Here is a 19,628-nt window from a genome sequence, read left to right as displayed (position 1 = left end):
ACGGGCGGCATTCGGGTAAGGGCAGCATTCGGGTACGGGCGGCACGGCGGGGTTCAGATGGGGGCGACACGGGTCTCCCGTGCCGTCACCTCGATCGTGAAACGGGCGAGCACCTCACGCATGCGACGCTCCACCTCCCCGATCGAAACCCCTACGACATGGGCGTACCCGGAGGCGTTGTGGGAGGCACGGCGGGCCGTCACCGTGTCACCGGCGCGGACCTTGAGCACCGCGTCGATGACTCCGGGCATCCCCAGCAGTTCGTCCCGGGAGGTGATTCGCCGGACCAGTCCGGTGCCGGGCAGCGGCAGCAGCAGGTCACCGGCGCAGCGGCGCTCCCGGTAGTCGAGGTCCGGGCGGCGGCCCAGATAGACCGCCAGCGTCGCGCCGAACACGTCGAAGCCGTACGCGTGACCGTGGTTGGCGGGTATCTCGCAGCCCGCGAGCCGTACGCCGATCTCACCCGCGTACACCTCGCCGTCGATCAGGAAGAACTCCATGTGGACGTAGCCGTGGTCGATCCCCATCCCGGTGACGACGCGCTGGACGAGCGCCCGCAGGTCGACCGGCGGGCCCTCACCGGTGCCGACGCTGATGTTGGCGTTCATCGCGCCGTCGACGATGTCCAGCGGACGGCAGGGCATGGCACTCGGCCACGCGTCGAGGACCTCGCCGGCGAGGACGATCGCGCAGACCTCCCATTCGGTACCGCCGAGGTATGCCTCCACCATCCAGTCCCGTGTCCCGAGGTCGACCCCGGCGCAGTCGCCGGGCCCGTCGAGCCGGTAGGTGTCCAGACAGGCGAAGGAGTCCACAGGTTTGAGCACCACCGGCCAGCCGTGCCGGCCGGCGAACCGCTCGATCCCGGCAGCCGAGCGCACCCGGGTGAACTCGGCGGTACGCAGCCCCAGTCGGCGGAAGCACGCCTTCATGACGGCCTTGTCCCGGACCAGGGCCACCTGCCGCCCGGTCAGGTGCGGCAGGCCGGCCAGCTCCGCGAACCGCTGGGCTACGGCCTGCCGGGGCTCCGACGGGTTGCAGAACCTGGTCGGCGGCGTCGGCAGCCCGGCCGCCCAATCCCGGTACCGCCGGGCCTCCTCGGCCGGTGCGGCGCCCTCGCCCACCCAGAAGGCGGGCAGGTGCGCGGTCTCCCGCAGATAGTCCTCCGGCAGGTCGGGGCGGGCGTCGGCGAACCGCAGCAGGACCAGCCGGCCCGCCAGCTCCCGGGCCGCGTAACGGGTGAAGGACGACGGCCGGTCGTCCACCATCAGCAGCACTTCGGCGTCGCTCACACCGCCTCCAGCACCCGGCTGACGGACCGGGCCGCGAGAGCCTGCTCCCTTTCGCCGAGTTCCGGGGAGAGCGGCAGGCACAGGGTGCGGTCCAGCAGGTCCCTGGTCCGGGCGAAGCCGTCGCGGCTGAGGGCGAGGAGCCCCTCCGGGGCGTGGTTCCAGGGGAAGCCGTCGCGATAGAGCGATCGACGGCCGGTGAGCACCGGATGTTCGGGCAGCAGATACTTCCCGAGCGTCCAGTTGGCGATGCCGGCCGCGGTGAGCGCGGCCACCGCGGCATCGCGGAGCTCCTTGCTCTCGCACCGGAACCGCAGGCTGACCTTCACATCGCCGGCGGCCCGGGGCAGGACCTCCAGATCGGTCCGGCCGGGGAGTCCGGCCATGGCGATCGCGTACATCCGCTCCAGTCCGGCGAGCAGCTCGTCGAGGTGGCGGAACTGCTGGCACTGGACGGCCGCGACCTGCTCGCTGGTGACGAAGTTCTCCCCGAAGTGGGCGTCGTCGTCCCATGTCGGGTACTGGCCGGGCACCCGTGCCGAGCCGTGGTCGTGGTAGCGGCGCATGATCGCCCGGGCGTCGTCGGAGTCGGTGACGACGAGCCCGCCCTCGCCCGAGGTGAGGACCTTGTTGTGGTGGAAGCTGAACGTCCCGGCGTAGCCCGCCGTCCCGACGTACCGGCCGTCGGGGAAGCGCGCGCCGAGGGACTGCGCGCAGTCCTCGACGAGATACGGCACCCCCGTCGGCAGCGGTGCCACGGTGCCCTCCATATGGGCCGTGATCACCCGCTGCGCGTCCGGCGGCAGCAGGGTCGGATCCATGGAGAGCGAGTCGTCGGCGTCCACCAGTACCGGGATCAGGCCGCACGACAGCACCGCTCCGGCCACCGCGACGAAGGTCACCGCCGGGATGTGCACCAGGTCGCCGACGGCCGGGCGGGTGGAGATGAGTGCCAGCCGCAACGCCTCCGTGCAGTTGTGCACGGCCAGGGCGTGGCCGACGCCGAGGCGTTCGGCCACGGTCCGCTCCAGGCGGGATGCCATGCTCTCGTTCCCGGTCTGGTACCGGAACAGGACCTGGTGCTCGATCACCTCCCGCAGTTCCGACATATCGGACCAGTCGAGGTAGTTCGCCCCGTAGGGCAGGAAGCGCTGGCCGAGCCGATTGCCGAGTGTGCTCATCGTGTCCCGGACTCCGTGATCGGCTGCGCGTCACCGTCGACGACCATTTCCTGGCCTCGGTAATTGCGGAGCAGCAGGCCGTCGGGAGTGGTGGTGAAGGAGGGGCGGGCGATCGGGATCTTGCCAATCTTGGTGGTCAGAACGTATTGGGGGACACCGAATCCGGTGATGTGGCCCTGGAGGCCGTCCATGATCTCCCAGCCCTTCTCCACGGTTGTCATGAAGTGCGAGACCCCGGTGACGTTGTCGCAGTGGTAGAGGTAGTACGGCCGGACCCGGATGCGCAGCAGCTCGGTCATGAGGGTGCGCATCGTGGGGACGTCGTCGTTGATACCGCGCAGCAGCACCGTCTGGTTCCCGACCGGGATGCCGTGCCGGAGCAGGCGGTCCACGGCCGCCGCGGCCTCCGGCGTGATCTCCTTCGGATGGTTGAAGTGGGTGTTCAGCCAGACCGGGTGGTAGCGGGAGAGCATCGAGCAGAGGTCTTCGGTGATGCGCTGCGGCAGCAGCACGGGGAACCTGCTGCCGATCCGGATGATCTCCACACTGGGGATCGCCCGCAGCCCGGCGACGATCTCCTCCAATTTGCCGTCCTGGTACGACAGCGGATCGCCGCCGGTCAGCAGGACGTCCCGGATCTCGGGGTGGTCGGCGATGTAGCGCAGGTCCTCGTCGAAGGAGCCGCCCTCGTCGTCCCGGAAGTAGGTGCCGTCGACGTCGGTCGTGTGGAACTTGCGGGTGCAGTGGCGGCAGTAGACGGGGCAGGCTTCCGTGATCAGCATGATCACGCGGTCCGGGTATTTGTGCACGACCCGGTTGGTCCTGCGGTAGTAGGTGTCCCCGACCGGGTCTACCTCGGCCCCCGGGAACTCCACCAGCTCACCGAGGGCCGGTACGGCCTGCTGGCGGACCGGGCAGCCGGGGTCGTCCGGGTCCATCAGGGAGGCGTAGTACGGGGTGACGCTCCAGCGGTACTTGCCCGCCACCCCGGCGATGGCCTCTTCCTCGTCGGCGCTGAGGTTGATCCACCGACTGGCCTTCTCGACGTTGGTGATACGTCGGCGCATATGCCAGCGCCAGTCGTCCCAGTCGGTCTCCGGGACCCTGGGGCGGATCAGTTCGGGGCGGGTGGCGGGTACGGGTTTGCGGAGGGCGTGGGACATGACGGCTCCTGCACGACGCGGACGCTGTGGGTGAGGTGGCCGGAGCCGGCGGGACCGGTCCGGCGGGCCGACGGGACGGCGGGACGGGGGATACCGGGGATACGGGGGATACGGGACGGGGCAGCGGATACCGGACGGGGCGCCCCGGGCCCGCGGTGAACGGCGCTCACAGGGGCGCGAGAGCGAGTTGGCGGAGGGTACGGGCGACCCGCTGCGCACCGCGCAGGTCGTCCAGTGCCGGGTCGAGCAGATGCCACGGCCCGGCCGCGGCCGCGGGTGACCACAGGCCCGGATCGTCGGGATCGTCGGCCGATGGCAACGGCAGGATCTCCGCGACCTCTCCGGCGAGGGCCCGCTGGGCGGGCCCCAGCGGCGGCAGCAGTGCCAGCGGTGCCCGTCGCGCCTGCGCGAGGGCGAGCGCCCCGAGGACCGGCGAGGCGAGGAGGACGGCGGCGTCGGCGTGGAGGGCGTCCGGGTCGGTATCGGCGGCCCGGAGCACCCGGACGTCCGGATGTTCCGCCAGGGCGGACCGTACGCGTGCGAGCCCGGTGTCGGCGACCACGGTGCAGCTTCCGGTGTGCCGCAGCGCGGCGGCGACCAGCTCCCGCAGCGCTCCGGACGCGAAGGCCCCCGCTTCGGCCGGGGGAACGCGCCACAGGGACAGCAGCACCAGGGTGCCCGAGCGGGCCGGGCTCCGGCCGGTGCGCCGCGGCGCGAGGACTCCGGTGGGGCGCCCGCCCCGGGCCGGGGGCCCGGGCGGCGGCAGCCACCCCGGCCGGTGCACCCGTACCAGCACCCGCCCCGGCGGCGTCTCACCGGCGGGCCCCGATTGCAGGTGCACCACGGGCACGCCCAGGGTCAGGAGCCGCTCGGTGGCCGCCACGTCGTCGCAGACCAGCGCCGCGACCGGGGGGAGTTCGGGCTCGGCTCTGTCGGCCCGGCGGAGGTCGCCGAGGTGGGCGGCGACCCGGCCGAGGGCGAGGATCGAGTCCAGCTGGTCCTCGCGGGCGCTCAGCAGCACCCGCGGGCCGGGTGCCGCGCCACCGGCCGAAGGCGCCCAGGACCGGTTCAGTAGTGCCATGCCCCCACCGCCCCGAGCCTGGCCACGTCGTCGCTGTATCCGGCGGCGGTGGTGGAGCAGCCGTTGCACACCTCGGGGCCGCGCTCGCGGAAGTAGTCGGCGTGCGCCCGGAACACCGGGGTGTCGAGCCGGATCACCCCCCGCTCCCGGAACGGCGCGCCACCGGGCCCGTCGTCGCCTTCCCGGTGGGGGATGCAGCTGCACGCGTACATCCGTCCGTACTTGCCGTCCACGTAGATGACGTCGTCGGCGACATGGCACAGCGGTTCGGAGGCGCGCGGTGTGACGGACTCGGTGAAGTAGCGCTCCTGTTCCCGCGGGGTGTCCCCGTAGAAGCGTTTGCCCATCGGGACCAGCAGGACGGCCGGGTCGGCGTCGTAGACCGGATCGCAGACGCCGCGGACGTGGTCGGCGTCGGGGTAGGTGATCGTGCGGTCGAGCTTGAGCGCGGACAGTTCCCACTGCCGTACCCCCTCGTCCGTCAGGACCTCCTGGAGCCGGGGCATCTCGGTGTAGTTGTGCGGCCCCACCACGGTGTTGACCCTGGGCAGGACACCGAGCGCGGCTGCCTCCCGCAGGCCGCGCAGCCCGTTGTCGAACATGCCGGGAGAGCGCCGGTACACATCGTGGGTGGCGCCCGAGGCGCCGTCCAGGCTGACGATCACCTGGGCCAGGCCGGCCGCGGCCAGGGGCGCCGCCATCCGGGGCAGCATCGAGCCGTTGGTGATGAGGGACATCTTCATTCCGGCGGCCGTGCCCGCGCGCACCAGCTCCACCACATCGGGGTGCATCAGCGGTTCGCCCCCGGTGAACCGGATGTAGCCCACACCGGCGTCCCCGGCCTTGGGCAGCAGGTCGTCGAAGTCCTCGGTGGAGAAACGGAACGCGTCGCGGGACAGGGCGAACTCGCACATGAAGCAGTCGGCGTTGCAGGCTTCCAGGATTCTGATGAAGAGATAGCGATCGCGTGGAGGCACGGCGTGGGGACCTTTCAGGCGACTCACGGGGTGGGGGGAACGGTGCGGGAGATACGACTCCGGATGGCTTCGGCGCCGGCCGCGGCGCGCGGGTCGGGCAGGTCGGGCGAGTTGGGCAGGTCGCGTCGGTTGGGCAGGTCGGGCAGGTGGCCCGTCGCGCCGAGGACTTCGAGCAGCGCGTCGGCCACCTGGGCCGCCCCACCGGTGCCCACCGCGGTGGTGAGGGCGTCCCACCGGCCGACGTGGGCGGCCCGGCGCAGTGCGTCCAGGACACCGTCGAGGACGGCGCGGCCGACGTCCCGCCGGCCGTCGCCCAGTGCGGCGGCCCCGATCGCGCCGTAGATCCGTTCGAGTGCGTGGTCCTCACCCTCCGAACGCAGGGCCAGCACCTCGTCCTCGACGAGCACGTCATCGGGCCAGCGCACGCGCAGCTCCGCCCCGAGGGCTCGGCTGTGATAGCGGCCGTTGTAGATCTGGCTGAGGTTCTGCGGCGGCAGGCAGACGGTGGGGACGCCCGCCCCGCCCGCTTCGAGCAGGGTGGTCAGTCCGGGCGAGGTGAGCAGGATGTCGCAGGCGGCCAGCCGTTCCAGGAACGCGCCGTGTCCGAGCGGGCCGGCCGTCGTCCGCGGCGGGGCGGCGGACGGGTCGACGAGCTGGTCCGCCAGGTCGCCGGGCAGGTTGCCGGCGATGTGTACCTCTTCGATCCCGTAGGCGGTCAGCGCCTTGAGGACGGCCGGGACGACCAGGCGCGGGTAGTGCCCCGGATCGGTGAGACCCGGCGCCCGCAGACCGCCCAGGCTGACCAGCGCCCTGCGATACGGCCGGCCCGCGTCCCGCCGGGCGCCGCGCTCCGACTCCGGCTCCGGCTCCGACTCGGGCTCCGGCTCCGACTCGGGCTCCGGCTCCGACTCGGGCTCGGGCTCGGGCTCCGAAGCGCGAGGTCGGGCGATGACGGCCTCGACCCAGCGCAGCCCCCGGGCGTCGGCCAGGACAGCCCGGCACTCGGGCGGCAGTTCGATGGATTTCTGAGCGCAGTACACCGTCGCGTTCAGCGGCAGTGCGGCCCGATCGCCCTCGGACCAGAGGAAAGGCAGGCTGTCGAGGAAGACCGTGGGCACACCGGTGGCCAGCAACGCCGTCGCCGCCGCGCCGTCCAGGACGACCAAGGCGGCCCGTACCGCTTGTGACCGCACGATCTCTTCGACCGCGAGGGTCGTCCCGCCGGGATCGTCCGGCAGGTCGTACCAGCCGTCGACCGCGTGCTCGGCGAGCACGGGACGCCCCAGCCCCGACGCCATTCCGATGAAGCGCAGGGGAGGTGTCGACCGGTCCCGCAGCGCGGCGAGTACCGCGCTCAGTTTGCCCGAGCTTCCCCATCCGAATTCCGCCCCGACGAGCGCGACGGTTACGGGATCGGATCCGGTGGCAGGGGCCACGGAATGCATGGCGGCAAAGGACGGCATCGGTAACTCCCGTATCGTCAAGGAGAGGTGGTATGCCTGGAACAGAGGGCGAGCGCCACAGGGGCATCCGCATCACACAGTCGCAAAGTCGCCCCGGGTGAGATCGTGCACCTCTCGCCGGAGCCCCTTTCGCAGACAAGGCTGACACGCACCGGTGTATGGCTCAAGGAATTGCCGCGACATCGAAACCGGAGAGTGAATAGCCCGATCAGCCGACATAAGTATCACCGGACGAGCAATAATCAGGGGCTCGCCATACGTTTCGTATTCCATGAGAAGATCACCGAACCGATCCCCGCCCCCTCCCCCAATGACCGCAAGCTATCCCCTATTCCATAATTCCGGGCGATATCAGGGCAGATGGTGATGCTCATGGGTGACGGCGGCGCGGCCATGACCACTCTCCCCGTTCCGACCCGGGCTTTCGCGTCGGCGATGTCCCGGGCCGGGAGGGGGTTCCCGGGGAACGGAACCCGTCCCGGTGGTAAAATCCGGTGCGTGTTCGACAGTGGCGATTCGGCTCGCGCATCCACTTCCAACTCGATGCAGAGCATGCATCGAGCCATGCAGATGCTCGAATACCTCGCCGAGAAGCCCATGCGGGCGACGGAACTCGCCGAGCGCACCGCCACGAAGTGGGCGACGGCGCACCGCACCCTGGCCTACCTTCGCGATCATGGATTTGTGCGCCGGGACGAGGCCACGGGACTGCACTACATCGGTCGCCGGCTCTTCGCCATCGGGTCCGCGTATCTGAGCGAGCACCCGCTGTTCCACACGGGCGAGCCGCTGATGCGGACCGCCGCCGACCGGGTCGGGGGATTCGTCCAGCTCGCCGAGCGGGACGCCTACGCGTCCGTGGTGATCGCGAGCGCCGAGCCGCGCGTTCCGGTGCCGAGTCTCTTCTACGCCAACACCTACCGCTCGTACCCCCTCCATATCGGCGCCCGCGGGCTCGTACTCCTCGCCTTCGCGCCGGCCGAGTTCGCCGACGCCTATATCGGCCACTTCACGACGACCGGTGCCACCGGGAACGAGGTGGACAACGGCGATGCCGGCGCCGGGATCGGTGACCCCGACGCCCTGCGCGCCACCCTGGAGCGGACGAGGGAATCGGGGCTGCTGACCACCGAGCACGACATCACCGTGCCGACGACGGCGACCGCGGCCCCCGTACGCGACGCCGACGGCACCGTCGTGGCGTCGGCGTCGATCGTCAACGCGCGGGGCGACGGGCGCGCCCCCGAGGAGATCAGGGACGCCGTGCTGGGGCTGGCCCTGTCGCTGTCCCAGCTCCTCGGCTGGCGCGGGCGGCCCCCCTTCGCCTAAAACGTGTCCGCCGGTGGCCAGGGCGCTCCTTCGGTGACCCGGTCCCGGTGCCGGAGCAGGGCCCGGGGGGCGTCGACGGCGAGGGCGGCGGTGGTCCGGCCGTCCCGGGTGTAGAGCGCGACCAGCCCCGGCTCTCCCGGTGTCCCGGCGACGATATGCGTGAGGTCGCCGGGGGACGGTGTCCCCACGAGCTGGGTCCGGGAGCCGAACTGGTCCGTCCAGAAGGACGGCAGGGCGTCGAGCCGTGCGGCGGGGGTGTCCGCGGCGGACAGGGCGCCGGCGACGAGGTTCTCCGCCACGACCTCCGCCTGGAGGGGGACGTGGTTCCAGTGTTCCGAGCGGACGGGCCGCCCGTGGCGTGCGGAGTGCCAGCGGGCGGCGTCACCGAGGGCGAACACGCCGGGGACCGCGGTACGGCCCGCGTCGTCGCAGACCACGCCGTTGTCCACGGCGACACCGGAGCCGTCCAGCCAGCCGGTCTCGGGGACGCCGCCGAATCCGATGACGACGAGGTCCGCGCCAAGTACCCGGCCGTCGGCCAGGCGGACCCCGGTGACACGGTGGTCGCCGACGAGACCCGCGACGCCGGTGCCCAGTTCGAGGCGGGTGCCATTGGCTCGGTGCAGCCGCGCGAAGTGGTCCCCCACGACGGGTCCCAGCGCCGCGTACATCGGCGCCGGCTGGAGGTCGACGAGCGTCACATCGCGGCCCGTGGCCCGGGCGGCGGCGGCGACTTCGCAGCCGATGAAGCCCGCGCCCAGGACCACCACGTCCTTCGCGTCGGCCATGGCGGTGCGCAGGGCGACCGCGTCGTCGACGGTGCGCAGGGTGTGGACACCCGGCAGGTCGGCGGGGAAGGGGGGTCTGCGCGCGGAGGAGCCCGACGCGATCACGACGGCGTCCGCCTCGACGGTCGTCCCGTCGTCGAGGGCCAGGGCCAAGGCCGAGGTCGGAGCCAAAGCCGGGACCAGGGCCGGGGCCGGGGCCTGTGTCCCGGCGCCGGTGCGCAGTCCGGTGGCCCTGCGGCCCGTCCGCAGATCGAGGGCGAGCCGGGCGGTCTCCTCCTCGTCCATCAGATACAGGGAGTCGGGTTCGCAGCGACCGGTGAGCAGGTCTTTGGAGAGCTGGGTGCGGTCGTAGTGGGCACGGGTCCTCTCGGCGCCGATGACGGTCACCGCGCCGTCGTAGCCGATCCGGCGGAGCTCCTGCGCCAGGGACATGCCTCCGAGGGAGGCGCCGACGACCACCACGTGTTCCGGCGGCCGGTTCATCGGTCGATCACCTCCAGGGCGCGGGCGGGGCAGGAGCGCACGGCGCGTTCGGTCCTGGAGCGCAGGCGCTCGTCGGGTTCCGCGTCGAGTACGACGACACGGTTCTCGTCCTCGTCGAGGTCGAACACGGCGGGGGCTTCGAGCATGCAGCTGCCGTAGCCCCGGCACTTGTCGTGGTGGGCGATCACTTTCATGGCGGTACCTCTGGGTTTCGGAGCACGCCGGGGTCCGGCGCCGGAGGGGAGGGTGGGGCGGGGGCGGCCCGGTCAGCCGACGAGATAGCCGCCGTCGACGGGGAGTACGGTGCCGGTGATGTAGCGGGCCCGGTCGCCGGCCAGGAAGACGACGGCGTCCGCGACCTCGTCGACCGTGCCGGGGCGCCCCAGGGGGATCGCGCCCCCGACGGGTGCCGGTTCGCCGGGGACGTCGGGGGCGAGGGCGCCGGTGCGCAACGCGGCGGCGCTGGTCTCGAAGAGCCGGGTCGGGATCCAGCCGGGGGCGACCGCGTTGATCCGGACGCCCCGGTGCGCGACCTCGGCGGCCGCCTTCAGGGTCAGTCCGACCACCGCGTGCTTGGAGGCGATGTACGCGGCGCCGCCGCCGCGGGGGACGAGGCCCGCCGACGAGGCGACCGTGACGACGCTGCCGTGGCCCCGTCCGGTCAGGCCCGGCAGTACGGCCCGTACCACGTTGGCCGTGCCCAGGACGTTCACCCGGAGGACGAACTCCCACACCGAGTCGGTGAGTTCGCCGAACGGCAGGTTCTGGTCGAAGACGCCCGCGGCGTGGACGACCACGTCCAGCGGACCCAGGTCGTCCTCGGTGAGGCGTACGGCTTCGGTGACGGCGGCCGGGTCGGTGACGTCGACGGCGTACGGCGCGGCCGTCGTACCGGACGCGCACAGTTCGCCGACGGTTTCCCGGACGCCCCGGTCGGAGAGGTCCCAGGCCGCCACCGCGTAGCCGGCCCGGCCCAGCGCGCGGGCGGTCGCCGCGCCGATACCGCTGGCGGCCCCGGTGACCAGCGCCGTACCGCGTGGTGCGACGGCGGCGCTCATGCCCCGGCCGGCTTCTTGGCGCGCAGCAGGTCGACGCGGTGTCCGGTACGGGTCTCCAGGGCGCCCTCGTACGCGACGCGGGCGGCGACGATGTCCTGAAGGGCGGTGCCGACGGACTTGTAGACGGCGATGTCCTTCGGCGATGCCCGCCGGGCGCCCTTCGCGGCGACGGCCGCGAGCGAGCACAGTTTGCCGTCGAGTACTCCGGCCTCGTCCGCGGCGATCAGATCGCCGGACTCCCCGCGGGCCTGGGCGGGCGCGTCGCTGACGACCAGGGCGGCGCGGGCGACGACGTCCACGTCGATCTCCCGGAGTCCGGGCATCGTGGAGCCGATGGAGAGGACGGTGGCCCCGGGGCTCAGCCAGCTTCCGCGCAGGGCGATCCGGCCGGTGCCGATACCGGTGTTCGTCGCGGCCACCACCACCGGGGCGGCGGCGGCGTCCTCGGCCGCGGTCACCGGCTTCACGGGTATCCCGAGGCGTTCGGTCATCCGCCGGGCGAAGCGGTCGCGGCGCTCCGCGTTGGGGCTGAACACGGAGACTCCGGTGACCCGGAGGGCGGCGCAGACCCCTTCGAGGTTGGTCTCGGCTTCGAGTCCGGAGCCGATCAGCCCGACCTCGACCGGACCGTCCGGGCCCAGGAGGCCCGCGGCGACACCGGTGGTGGCGCCCGTCCTGGCGGCGGTCAGATAGGCGCCGTCGAGCTGGGCGAGCAGGGCGCCGGACTTCTCGTCGTACAGGCCGACGAGGTACTGGACGCCGCCGGCCGCGAGCTGGTTGAAGACCTTGAAGCCCATGACGCCGGCGCCGCCGACGACTCCGGGCATCAGGCGGAAGAAACCGGGACCCGATTCCAGATTGACGCGGTCGGGGAAGTCCGCGCCGCCCGCCGCCTCGATCCGGTACCCGTCGCGCAGGGCGTCGACGAGGCGGTCCATCGGGAGGGACGCGCGGACCTGGTCGTCCGTCAGGAGAAGCATGCGCTCCATCTCTTTCTCGTTCTCGGCCCTACGGGCCGTTTCGGGTCACGGTGACCGGGTGTCGGTCTCGGGCCCGAAGGGTTGGTCCAGGAAGCGGGAGAAGACGTCGGGCGACTGCCAGCTGACGCTTTCGAGGGCGAGGGGATCGAGGCGTACGCGGTATCCCAGCCGCAGGGACCGGATCTCGACGCGATGGCCGTTACGGGTCCTGATCTTGCTGATCCGGGCGGCCGTGAACTCGTTGACGACGGTGAACTCGGCCTCGACGACCTCGCCCGACGACCCGCCGCCGCCTTCTCCGGTCTCACCGGGCACCTCGGTCTCCCGAGCCGCCGGGCCGCCGCCGTCGGCGGATACGGCGTCCCCGGACATTCAGACCACCATCCGCAGGTGCGGCAGGCGGATGACGCTCTCGTCGAAGACGGCGTTACGGCTCACCAGGCCCCAGCCGCCACCGGTACGGCGCCGGACGACATCGCGTCGCCCCGCGGGTGCGACGACCGCGGGATGGGCCTGGTGGACGACGCTGATCAGCACATTGCTGTCGACGACGTACTCGTTGTGGCGGTCGCCCGGCTCGACGAGGACGTTGGTGACGAAGCGCCGGACGCGGTGCAGGGGGACCTCGCCCCAGGCGAAGTCGATCTGGTCCGGTTCGAACCGGCGCGCCCAGAGCGACGCGAGCGAGTCCCGTGACTCGTCGACCAGATAGGCGCCGGGAATCGACGGCGGCAGCGACGGGTCGTCCCTGGTGACCGTGACCGGGACGCGATAGGTGAACTCGTCCTCCAGCAGCGGAAGCCAGTTCGGGTAGTCGTACGAGTCCAGCAGCCGGGCCTCGACGTCGTAGAAGCGGCGCAGTGTCTCCGTCGTACGGCCGTCGTCGTCGGACAGGACCGGCGAGGGGCGGGCGGTGCGCGGGCTCATCGGACCGGCCTCCGTCCCGGGCCGACCGGGACGAACGACTCGTCGTCCATCAGCTCGGCCCACCGGCGGTACAGCTCCCGCTGGTTGGTCTCGGTGTGATCGAGGTCGTACACCGATCCCGGCCAGGGCTTGTCGGAGTCCGGTTCGGCGAGGGCGCCGCCCTCGTACACGAAGTCCGTCGTACGGGACACCTCGCCGCGGCTCATGTCCGCGACGCTCGTCCAGTTCTGGAGGTCGTCGGTGTCGAAGATCCCGGCCAGGCCCACCATGCGCAGATTGGCCCGCTGCGAGTGGTCGCGCTGTTCGTCGTCGTACCACGGCGGGACGAGCGCGAAGAGCATCAACTCGCTGTGCATGGCGTCGATCGGCCGCCAGACGCGGAACTGGACGTAGGAGACGGCCGGGGTGTCGTCCCCGGAGGAGAGGGCGGGGGCGTCGATGAACGACAGGTTCGGGAAGACATTGCCGTGGAAGACGGAGAGCCGGGACATCAGGTCGATCTGTCCGGGGTCGAGGCCCCGGGCCATGTCCCGCCACTTCTCCTGCGGATAGCCGAGGAACATCGGCTCGGTGCCCGGCAGGTCGTAGTGCTGCACACGGAACGCGTGGCCGTTCCCGGCGGTGATACAACGGCCTCGCATACGGGCCATCGACACCCCGTCGAGCTGCGGAAAGGCGTCGGTGTTGAGGTAGGTGCCCAGGTCGATGGGGCTCTTGTGGGTGGTGGCGAGGTGGTAACCGTCGCCGGCGAAGTTCTCCGAGCCGAGCTTCCAGTTGGTCCGGACCCGGGCACGGGCCGGGGGTCCGACCGCCACCAGGTCACCGGCCTTGTCGAGGACCCCCCTCAGATACCAGGCGGCGGGGCCCAGCTCCTCGGCCAGGGGTGGCGCGTCCGGGTTCCAGCTGGCGAAGACGAGTCCGTGGAAGCTCTCCACATGGGGGACGGCCACCAGGCCGAACGCCGACTTGTCGAAGGACGGTTCGAAGACCTGTTTACGTTCCGGAACGCCCTTGAGGTCACCCGAGTTGGAGAACGTCCAGCCGTGGTAACTGCACCGGAAGTGGGACGAGTTGCCGAGGTCGGCCCGGCAGAGCTGGGTGCCCCGGTGGGTGCAGGAGTTGAGGAAGGCCCGGATCCTGCCGTCCTCGTCCCGGGTCACGATCACGTCCTCGCCGCCCAGGTTCCGGGTGACGTAGTCCCCGGGGGCGGCGATCTCGCTCTCATGGGCGACGAAGAGCCAGCAGCGCCGGAAGATCCGCTCCGTCTCCCGGCGGAAGGCGTCGTCGCCCCAATACTCATGCCGGCTCACTCTGGTGCCGGTCGATTCAGCCCTGATCATCTGCAGACTCCAGTCGTCCTACGCAGTACAGGTGTATCCAGATAGTGGATATCGCATCCATCTATTGGGTTCGGTGAACGTACAACCGGCCGTACCGGGTGTCAACGCCCGATGAATCGCGAGAAAAGACCGCTTCGTCCGGGCCGCCGGGGCGCGGCGGGTGCGAGGAGCGCAGACATCCCGCGCCGGCCCGTCGTCCTGGAAAATGCCCGCCGCCGAACCCGTTGACCACCCCGGAGCCGCTTGCTAGCCTCCCCGGCATCCATTAAGCGGTCACCGTATCCATTATCTGGATAGCGCATTGCCGGCAGAAGCCCGCATGCGTGGCCGCGCCGAACGGAGCATCCATGAGCTACTCGCGTTCCGAAGCCCGTGCATGGGCGCAGCAGAACATGAAGGGCATCTGCGGCTGTCTGCTGCCGACCTTCACCGGCGATCTGAAGCACATCAACGAGCGGGCCGTCCGCCACGACATCGCCCTGACGAAGCGGATGGGCATGTCCAGCACGCTCGTCGTCGCCGAGTGCGGCACCACCTTCGACGAACTCCTCCAGGTCACCGAGGTCGCGATCGACGAGGCCGGGGACGAACTGCAGACCGTGGTCCACGCCGCGCTGCCGACCCTGGAGGACAACATCCGCCTCGTGCGGGAGTCGGAGCGCCTCGGCGCGACGTACGTCCTGCTGTCGTACCCGCTGACCTTCTACCCGGCGACCGAGCAGGAGGTCCTCGACTACACCAAGGCCGTCGCCGAGAGCACGAACCTCGGCGTCATCGTCTTCGGGATGCATCTGTGGAACTTCCGCAGGCTGCACCCCAGCCACTTCTCGCCCCGGCTGATCGGCCGGATGATCGAGGAGATCCCCAATGTGGTCGCCGTGAAGACCGAGATCGGCGGCCCGGGCGTGGGCGGTATCGCGGAGATCTTCCACCGGTACCACAAGGACGTCATCGTGATGGACCCCATCGAGTCCAACTCGCCCGCCTGGCACGCGACGTACGGGATGCAGTGGATGGGGACGTCGAACTACGAGGCGTACGGGCCGTGGGTAGCGCGCTACTTCGCCCTGATGCGCGACGGCCGGTTCGACGAGGCCATGGAGATCTACTGGAAGATCCACCCGGTGCGCGAGGCGGACGCGGCCGTGGTGGGCCCGGCCATCAACGGCACGGCCATGGTCCACCGCTATCTGTGGAAGTACCAGGGCTGGCTCAACGGGTTCAACGGCGGCCCCATGCGGGCGCCGCTCTCACGGATCAACGACGGGCAGATGGCGCGGCTGCGCGCCGCGGCGGTGGCCGCCGGGCTCGATGTCACGGACTCCCCGGACCACGAGTTCCTCGTCGGCCGCAACCCGGCCTGACCCGGCTCCCCCACCTCGCAGTACTCGTAGCACTCGCAGCACTCGTAGCAAAGGAGCCTCGATGGCCACGTCCACCGCAGCGCCGTACTCCGACCTGATCATCGGCGCGGCGCCCCCGAACCGGCGACGCGACATGATCGACGTGCGCGATCCCTCGACCGGCAAGGTCCTCCACAGCGTCCCGGACGGCACCGTCGAGGACGGGCTGGCGGCCGTCGCCGCGGCGGCGGCGGCCTTCGGCCCCTGGCGGGCGACCAGCGCGCGCGAGCGGGCCGAGATCCTCCGCCGCTGCTGGGAACTGATGGTCGCGCGCCGCGACGAGATCGCCGCCCTCATCTCGGCGGAGAACGGCAAGACCCTCGCCGACGCACGGGCCGAGGCCGACTACGCCGCCGAGTTCTTCCGCTGGTACGCGGAGGAGGCGGTACGGGCCGCCGGCCACCTCGGCACCTCACCGGGCGGGACCAACAACATCCTGGTCTCGTACCAGCCCATAGGCGTCGCCGTCCTGGTCACCCCGTGGAACTTCCCCGCGGCCATGGCCACCCGGAAGATCGCGCCGGCCCTGGCCGCGGGCTGCGCCGTCGTCCTCAAACCCGCGGCCGAGACCCCGCTCACCAGCTATCTCATCGCCCGCCTCTGCAAGGAGGCGGGTGTGCCCGACGGCGTGATCAACGTCGTCACCACCAGCGGTTCGGGCCCGGTGGTGCGGGCGATGCTCCACGACGACAGGGTGCGCGCCCTGTCGTTCACCGGCTCCACCGAGGTGGGGCGGGTACTGTTGCGCGAGGCCGCCGATACGGTCCTCAAGTCCAGTATGGAACTGGGCGGGAACGCGCCCTTCATCGTCCTCGACGACGCCGATCCCGACGACGCCGTCGAGGGCCTCATGGTGGCGAAGATGCGCAACGGCGGACAGGCGTGCACCGCCGCCAACCGTGTCTACGTCCACCGGTCCCTGGTCGAGGAGGTCTCGGGCCGCCTGGCGGACCGGTTCGCCCGGCTCGTCGTGGGCCCGGGGACCGATCCGGCGACCGAGTGCGGCCCCCTGATCAACCCCCGGGCCGTGGCGAAGGTCGCCGCGCTGGTGGAGTCCGCGGTGGCGGCCGGGGCCCGGGTCCTCACCGGCGGCGAACGGCCGGACCGCGAGGGCGCCTTCTACGCGCCGACGGTCCTCGTCGACGTCCCGGCGCACGCGGACATCGTGCGGGAGGAGATCTTCGGGCCGGTCGCGAGCATCATCGCGTTCGACACCGACGACGAGGTCGTCCGGGCCGCGAACGACACCCACCTCGGACTCGCGGCCTATGTCTACACCTCCGACCTGCGCCGCGGCCTCCGGATGGCCGACGAACTGGAAGCCGGGATGGTCGCCGTCAACCGCGGCCTGGTCTCCGACCCCGCCGCCCCCTTCGGCGGCGTCAAGCAGAGCGGTCTCGGCCGTGAGGGCGGGGCCGAGGGAATGCGCGAGTTCATGGAGTCGAAGTACATCGCCACGTCCTGGTGACCCCGGTCCCGGCCGGAGCCATGGCGTCCGCCCCCGGCCGGAGCCGGCGAGAACGGCGAAACAGCGAGACCAGCGAGAACGGCAAGAACGGCGAGAACCGCAAGAACCGGTGCGAGAAAGCGAGAACCCTGATGTCCCTTCCCACCCCCCATCCGATCACGAGCGTGCGATCGGTCTCGATCGCGGTCGAGGACCTGCCGGTCGCCCGGGCCTTCTACCAGGACCTCTGGCAGCTCGACCTGGTGACGCAGGAGCAGGGCAGGAGCTACTTCGGCTCCGGCTGCCCCAGCAACTACATCGTCAAGCTGCGCGAGAACGACGTCGCCGGGATCGAGCTGACCACCTTCGACGTCCGGGACCGTGCCGGGGTGGACCTGCTGTTCGAACGGGTCGCGCGCAGCGGCGCGAAGATCATCCGTGAGCCCGGGGAGCGCCCCGACTTCGGCGGCGGCTACTCCTGCGCCTTCTTCGACTGCGACGGCCGGGCCGTCGAACTCGCCGCCGAGGTCGAACAGCGGGCCCACCGCCCCGTCGAACCGGGCGAGTCCCGGCCCAAGTTCATCAGCCATGTCGTCTTCAACACCACCGATGTCGACAAGACCGTCGCCTGGTACGGCGACGTCCTGGGCTTCAAGATCTCGGACTGGCTGCAGGACTTCTTCTGCTTCATGCGCACCGAGGGCTGGCACCACATCATCGCCTTCGCCCGGTCGAAGCACACGAGCCTGAACCATGTCTCCTTCGAGCTCAACGGAATCGACGAGTTCATGCGCGGCACCGGCCGGCTGATGCGCGCGGGCCACCAGCCGCTGTGGGGCCCGGGACGGCACGGCGCGGGAGACAACACGTACTCGTACTTCCAGGAGCCGTCGAGCGGGTTCGTCATGGAGTACACGACGGAGCTGATCCGGATCGACGAGGAACACGGCTGGACACCGAAGGTCTGGGGCACCTCCCGCGAGGAACAGGACCAGTGGGGGACGGCCAACGCCTTCGACGAACTGATACTCGCCAAGATGACCCCGGCGAGCGATCCCGTGCTGTGGACACCGCCCCGCGTCTGACACCGGAACACCGTCGGAATCCGGCCAAACCACCTTTCCTGATCAACTACAGGACAGCCCACCGGGTCCTCACCGGTAACACTCTCCCCGGGACATTTCGGGCCGACCTCCCATGGTCAGGACCGTGCGGTCCCGGGCTGTCCACCCAGGTGAGGAGCATCCCGTGGCGATACGAGCAGGGACACACGGCCGGGCCGGCGCGCGAAGGCGGACGGCCCGTACGGCGGTGGTGGGAGCGCTCGCGGCGGCCGTCGCCGCGACGCTCCTGGCCACTCCCGCACAGGCCGGGACCGGGGCCTCACCCGGTGCGGGCGCGCGGTACGACGCCACCCAGCGGGCGCTGGACGACCTCGTCCGGCAGGGCGCCCCGGGAGTCATCGCCCAGGTGCGTACGGGGGACCGGGTCTGGAACGGCGTGGCGGGTGTGGCCGACCGGACCACGGGCAAGGCGAGGAAGTCGAACGAACGGTTCCGTATCGCCAGCATCACCAAGACGTTCGTGGCCGCCACCCTGCTCGACCAGGAGGCCGACGGGCTGCTCGGTCTGGACGACACGGTGGAGAAGTGGCTGCCCGGCGTGGTCCGCGGCAACGGCAACGACGGCCGGGCGATCACGGTACGGCAGCTGCTCGACCACAGCAGCGGGCTGCGCGAGTACATGAGCGATCCGGAGTACCGGCGGAAGTTCTTCACGACGGAGTATCTGAAGAGCCGGTACGAGACCTGGCCCCCGCTGCGGACCGCGCGGGTCGGGCTGGCCCACCGGCCCGACTTCGCCCCGGGCGACCGCCACGCCTACTCCAACACCGGCTATGTCCTCGCCGGAATGATCATCGAGAAGGCCGGCGGGAACACCTACGCCCACGAGATCCGCAAGCGGGTACTCGAACCCCTCGGGCTGCGCCACACATCGCTGCCCGGGAACAAGGTCACCATTCCGGGCCCGCACCCCCGGATGTACTCGTTCCTCAGCGACGACCCCCACGCGACCGAGATCCACGACGTGACCGAGCAGAACGCGTCCCAGGCGTTCGGCGACGGCGACATGATCTCCACGACCGGGGACCTCAACCGGTTCCTCCGGGGGCTGCTGGGCGGCGAACTGCTGCCCCCGGCACAGCTCGCCGCGATGAAGCGGATGCTGCCCAACGCCGGGCAGGTCCAGAGTTACGAGGCGTACGGCCTCGGGCTCTACCGCTATCGCACCACCTGCGGCACGACGGTCTACGGCCACAGCGGCGGCGCCGCCGGCGGCGGCAGCGAGGCCGTCGCCACCGAGGACGGCCGCCGCTCCGTCACGGTCAACGTCAACGCGGACTACGCCTGGTCGGAGAAGATCGTGGACTCCGTGTTCTGCGGCGCCAAAGCCGTGAAGAAGCGACCGCCGAACACCTAGTCGGAGCAGGCGGGCCCGGCTGACGAGGATCGCCCCGGACTCCTCCTACCGGGCCGGCCTGCTCGGTCCGCTCGTCGTCGCCGGTATCGGGATGGGCCTGATCTGCTCCGCGGTCCACAGCTACTCCACGGTGTTCTGGTGGTGCGCGGGCATCCTCGGGACCGGCGCCGTCGTCTCCGCGATCCTGCTGCGCAGCGGCCCCCTGCCCGAACCGGAACGGATCTGACGCGCCCGGCCC

The 19,628-nt window shown here is 71.1% G+C and carries 19 protein-coding genes; 6 read left to right on the top strand and 13 right to left on the bottom strand.

Features of this window, described 5'->3' with window-relative positions:
* Positions 1 to 53 precede the first annotated feature (53 nt).
* From ACFXG1_RS03010 to ACFXG1_RS02985, 6 genes are all read right to left on the bottom strand, one after another.
* Positions 54 to 1,292, bottom strand: coding sequence for an ATP-dependent carboxylate-amine ligase (locus ACFXG1_RS03010; RefSeq protein ID WP_384709507.1), 1,239 nt, complete (start codon positions 1,290 to 1,292; stop codon positions 54 to 56).
* On the bottom strand, positions 1,289 to 2,470 hold the full coding sequence (locus tag ACFXG1_RS03005) for a DegT/DnrJ/EryC1/StrS family aminotransferase (RefSeq protein ID WP_384709510.1): 1,182 nt from the start codon (positions 2,468 to 2,470) through the stop codon (positions 1,289 to 1,291). Before ACFXG1_RS03005 ends, ACFXG1_RS03010 begins: the two co-directional genes overlap by 4 nt.
* Positions 2,467 to 3,633, bottom strand: a complete 1,167-nt coding sequence (gene blsG / locus ACFXG1_RS03000) for an arginine 2,3-aminomutase (protein WP_384709513.1) — start codon at positions 3,631 to 3,633, stop codon at positions 2,467 to 2,469. Before blsG ends, ACFXG1_RS03005 begins: the two co-directional genes overlap by 4 nt.
* Before the next feature lie 166 nt (positions 3,634 to 3,799).
* Positions 3,800 to 4,714, bottom strand: a complete 915-nt coding sequence (gene blsF, locus ACFXG1_RS02995) for a CGA synthase-related protein (RefSeq protein WP_384709516.1) — start codon at positions 4,712 to 4,714, stop codon at positions 3,800 to 3,802.
* Positions 4,702 to 5,691, bottom strand: coding sequence for a cytosylglucuronate decarboxylase (gene blsE, locus ACFXG1_RS02990; protein ID WP_384709518.1), 990 nt, complete (start codon positions 5,689 to 5,691; stop codon positions 4,702 to 4,704). The genes blsF and blsE overlap by 13 nt, the downstream gene beginning before the upstream one ends.
* 23 nt (positions 5,692 to 5,714) lie before the next feature.
* The gene (locus ACFXG1_RS02985) at positions 5,715 to 7,136 is read right to left on the bottom strand and encodes a hydroxymethylcytosylglucuronate/cytosylglucuronate synthase (protein ID WP_384740609.1); all 1,422 of its coding nucleotides are present in this window, start codon (positions 7,134 to 7,136) and stop codon (positions 5,715 to 5,717) included.
* A gap of 570 nt (positions 7,137 to 7,706) precedes the next feature.
* On the opposite strand from ACFXG1_RS02985, the gene ACFXG1_RS02980 reads away from it, so the two are divergent.
* The gene (locus ACFXG1_RS02980; protein ID WP_384709523.1) at positions 7,707 to 8,483 is read left to right on the top strand and encodes an IclR family transcriptional regulator; all 777 of its coding nucleotides are present in this window, start codon (positions 7,707 to 7,709) and stop codon (positions 8,481 to 8,483) included.
* On the opposite strand, the gene ACFXG1_RS02975 is transcribed toward ACFXG1_RS02980, so the two are convergent.
* The 7 genes from ACFXG1_RS02975 to ACFXG1_RS02945 form a co-directional block, all read right to left on the bottom strand.
* On the bottom strand, positions 8,480 to 9,754 hold the full coding sequence (locus ACFXG1_RS02975) for an NAD(P)/FAD-dependent oxidoreductase (RefSeq protein WP_384709526.1): 1,275 nt from the start codon (positions 9,752 to 9,754) through the stop codon (positions 8,480 to 8,482). The genes ACFXG1_RS02980 and ACFXG1_RS02975 overlap by 4 nt on opposite strands.
* Positions 9,751 to 9,948, bottom strand: a complete 198-nt coding sequence (locus ACFXG1_RS02970) for a ferredoxin (protein ID WP_384709529.1) — start codon at positions 9,946 to 9,948, stop codon at positions 9,751 to 9,753. Before ACFXG1_RS02970 ends, ACFXG1_RS02975 begins: the two co-directional genes overlap by 4 nt.
* Positions 9,949 to 10,020: 72 nt before the next feature.
* Complete coding sequence (locus ACFXG1_RS02965; protein WP_384718339.1) at positions 10,021 to 10,812, bottom strand: SDR family NAD(P)-dependent oxidoreductase; 792 nt, start codon at positions 10,810 to 10,812, stop codon at positions 10,021 to 10,023.
* Positions 10,809 to 11,801, bottom strand: coding sequence for an ornithine cyclodeaminase family protein (locus ACFXG1_RS02960; RefSeq protein ID WP_384718341.1), 993 nt, complete (start codon positions 11,799 to 11,801; stop codon positions 10,809 to 10,811). Before ACFXG1_RS02960 ends, ACFXG1_RS02965 begins: the two co-directional genes overlap by 4 nt.
* A 36-nt stretch (positions 11,802 to 11,837) precedes the next feature.
* Positions 11,838 to 12,164 carry a hypothetical protein gene (locus ACFXG1_RS02955; RefSeq protein WP_384718343.1) on the bottom strand — a complete coding sequence of 109 codons (327 nt, stop codon included), beginning with the start codon at positions 12,162 to 12,164 and terminating at the stop codon, positions 11,838 to 11,840.
* A complete protein-coding gene (locus ACFXG1_RS02950) occupies positions 12,165 to 12,719 on the bottom strand; it encodes an aromatic-ring-hydroxylating dioxygenase subunit beta (RefSeq protein ID WP_384718345.1) in 555 nt (184 codons plus the stop codon).
* Positions 12,716 to 14,029, bottom strand: a complete 1,314-nt coding sequence (locus ACFXG1_RS02945) for a Rieske 2Fe-2S domain-containing protein (protein ID WP_384718347.1) — start codon at positions 14,027 to 14,029, stop codon at positions 12,716 to 12,718. Before ACFXG1_RS02945 ends, ACFXG1_RS02950 begins: the two co-directional genes overlap by 4 nt.
* 377 nt (positions 14,030 to 14,406) lie before the next feature.
* On the opposite strand from ACFXG1_RS02945, the gene ACFXG1_RS02940 reads away from it, so the two are divergent.
* From ACFXG1_RS02940 to ACFXG1_RS02920, 5 genes are all read left to right on the top strand, one after another.
* Positions 14,407 to 15,423, top strand: a complete 1,017-nt coding sequence (locus ACFXG1_RS02940; protein ID WP_384718349.1) for a dihydrodipicolinate synthase family protein — start codon at positions 14,407 to 14,409, stop codon at positions 15,421 to 15,423.
* 61 nt (positions 15,424 to 15,484) lie between these two features.
* On the top strand, positions 15,485 to 16,930 hold the full coding sequence (locus ACFXG1_RS02935) for an NAD-dependent succinate-semialdehyde dehydrogenase (protein ID WP_384740495.1): 1,446 nt from the start codon (positions 15,485 to 15,487) through the stop codon (positions 16,928 to 16,930).
* A gap of 164 nt (positions 16,931 to 17,094) precedes the next feature.
* Positions 17,095 to 17,994, top strand: a complete 900-nt coding sequence (locus tag ACFXG1_RS02930; protein WP_384713226.1) for a VOC family protein — start codon at positions 17,095 to 17,097, stop codon at positions 17,992 to 17,994.
* Between the two features lie 163 nt (positions 17,995 to 18,157).
* Complete coding sequence (locus tag ACFXG1_RS02925; RefSeq protein ID WP_384713223.1) at positions 18,158 to 19,390, top strand: serine hydrolase domain-containing protein; 1,233 nt, start codon at positions 18,158 to 18,160, stop codon at positions 19,388 to 19,390.
* Between the two features lie 91 nt (positions 19,391 to 19,481).
* A complete protein-coding gene (locus ACFXG1_RS02920; RefSeq protein WP_384713220.1) occupies positions 19,482 to 19,616 on the top strand; it encodes a hypothetical protein in 135 nt (44 codons plus the stop codon).
* Positions 19,617 to 19,628 lie beyond the last annotated feature (12 nt).

The organism is Streptomyces sp. NPDC059248 (assembly GCF_042753905.1).
Classification (GTDB): Bacteria; Actinomycetota; Actinomycetes; order Streptomycetales; family Streptomycetaceae; genus Streptomyces.
The sequence above is the reverse complement of the archived record's forward strand: the minus strand, read 5'-3'. Positions and strand labels throughout refer to the sequence as shown.

What these genes read in the sequence shown, in the direction of transcription:
- ACFXG1_RS03005 (WP_384709510.1), bottom strand. Translation starts at nt 2,470, where the DNA reads ATGAGCACACTCGGCAATCGGCTCGGCCAGCGCTTCCTGCCCTACGGG.
- blsG (WP_384709513.1), bottom strand. Translation starts at nt 3,633, where the DNA reads ATGTCCCACGCCCTCCGCAAACCCGTACCCGCCACCCGCCCCGAACTG.
- blsF (WP_384709516.1), bottom strand. Translation starts at nt 4,714, where the DNA reads ATGGCACTACTGAACCGGTCCTGGGCGCCTTCGGCCGGTGGCGCGGCA.
- ACFXG1_RS02985 (WP_384740609.1), bottom strand. Translation starts at nt 7,136, where the DNA reads ATGCATTCCGTGGCCCCTGCCACCGGATCCGATCCCGTAACCGTCGCG.
- ACFXG1_RS02980 (WP_384709523.1), top strand. Translation starts at nt 7,707, where the DNA reads ATGCATCGAGCCATGCAGATGCTCGAATACCTCGCCGAGAAGCCCATG.
- ACFXG1_RS02975 (WP_384709526.1), bottom strand. Translation starts at nt 9,754, where the DNA reads ATGAACCGGCCGCCGGAACACGTGGTGGTCGTCGGCGCCTCCCTCGGA.
- ACFXG1_RS02970 (WP_384709529.1), bottom strand. Translation starts at nt 9,948, where the DNA reads ATGAAAGTGATCGCCCACCACGACAAGTGCCGGGGCTACGGCAGCTGC.
- ACFXG1_RS02965 (WP_384718339.1), bottom strand. Translation starts at nt 10,812, where the DNA reads ATGAGCGCCGCCGTCGCACCACGCGGTACGGCGCTGGTCACCGGGGCC.
- ACFXG1_RS02960 (WP_384718341.1), bottom strand. Translation starts at nt 11,801, where the DNA reads ATGGAGCGCATGCTTCTCCTGACGGACGACCAGGTCCGCGCGTCCCTC.
- ACFXG1_RS02955 (WP_384718343.1), bottom strand. Translation starts at nt 12,164, where the DNA reads ATGTCCGGGGACGCCGTATCCGCCGACGGCGGCGGCCCGGCGGCTCGG.
- ACFXG1_RS02950 (WP_384718345.1), bottom strand. Translation starts at nt 12,719, where the DNA reads ATGAGCCCGCGCACCGCCCGCCCCTCGCCGGTCCTGTCCGACGACGAC.
- ACFXG1_RS02940 (WP_384718349.1), top strand. Translation starts at nt 14,407, where the DNA reads ATGAGCTACTCGCGTTCCGAAGCCCGTGCATGGGCGCAGCAGAACATG.
- ACFXG1_RS02935 (WP_384740495.1), top strand. Translation starts at nt 15,485, where the DNA reads ATGGCCACGTCCACCGCAGCGCCGTACTCCGACCTGATCATCGGCGCG.
- ACFXG1_RS02920 (WP_384713220.1), top strand. Translation starts at nt 19,482, where the DNA reads ATGGGCCTGATCTGCTCCGCGGTCCACAGCTACTCCACGGTGTTCTGG.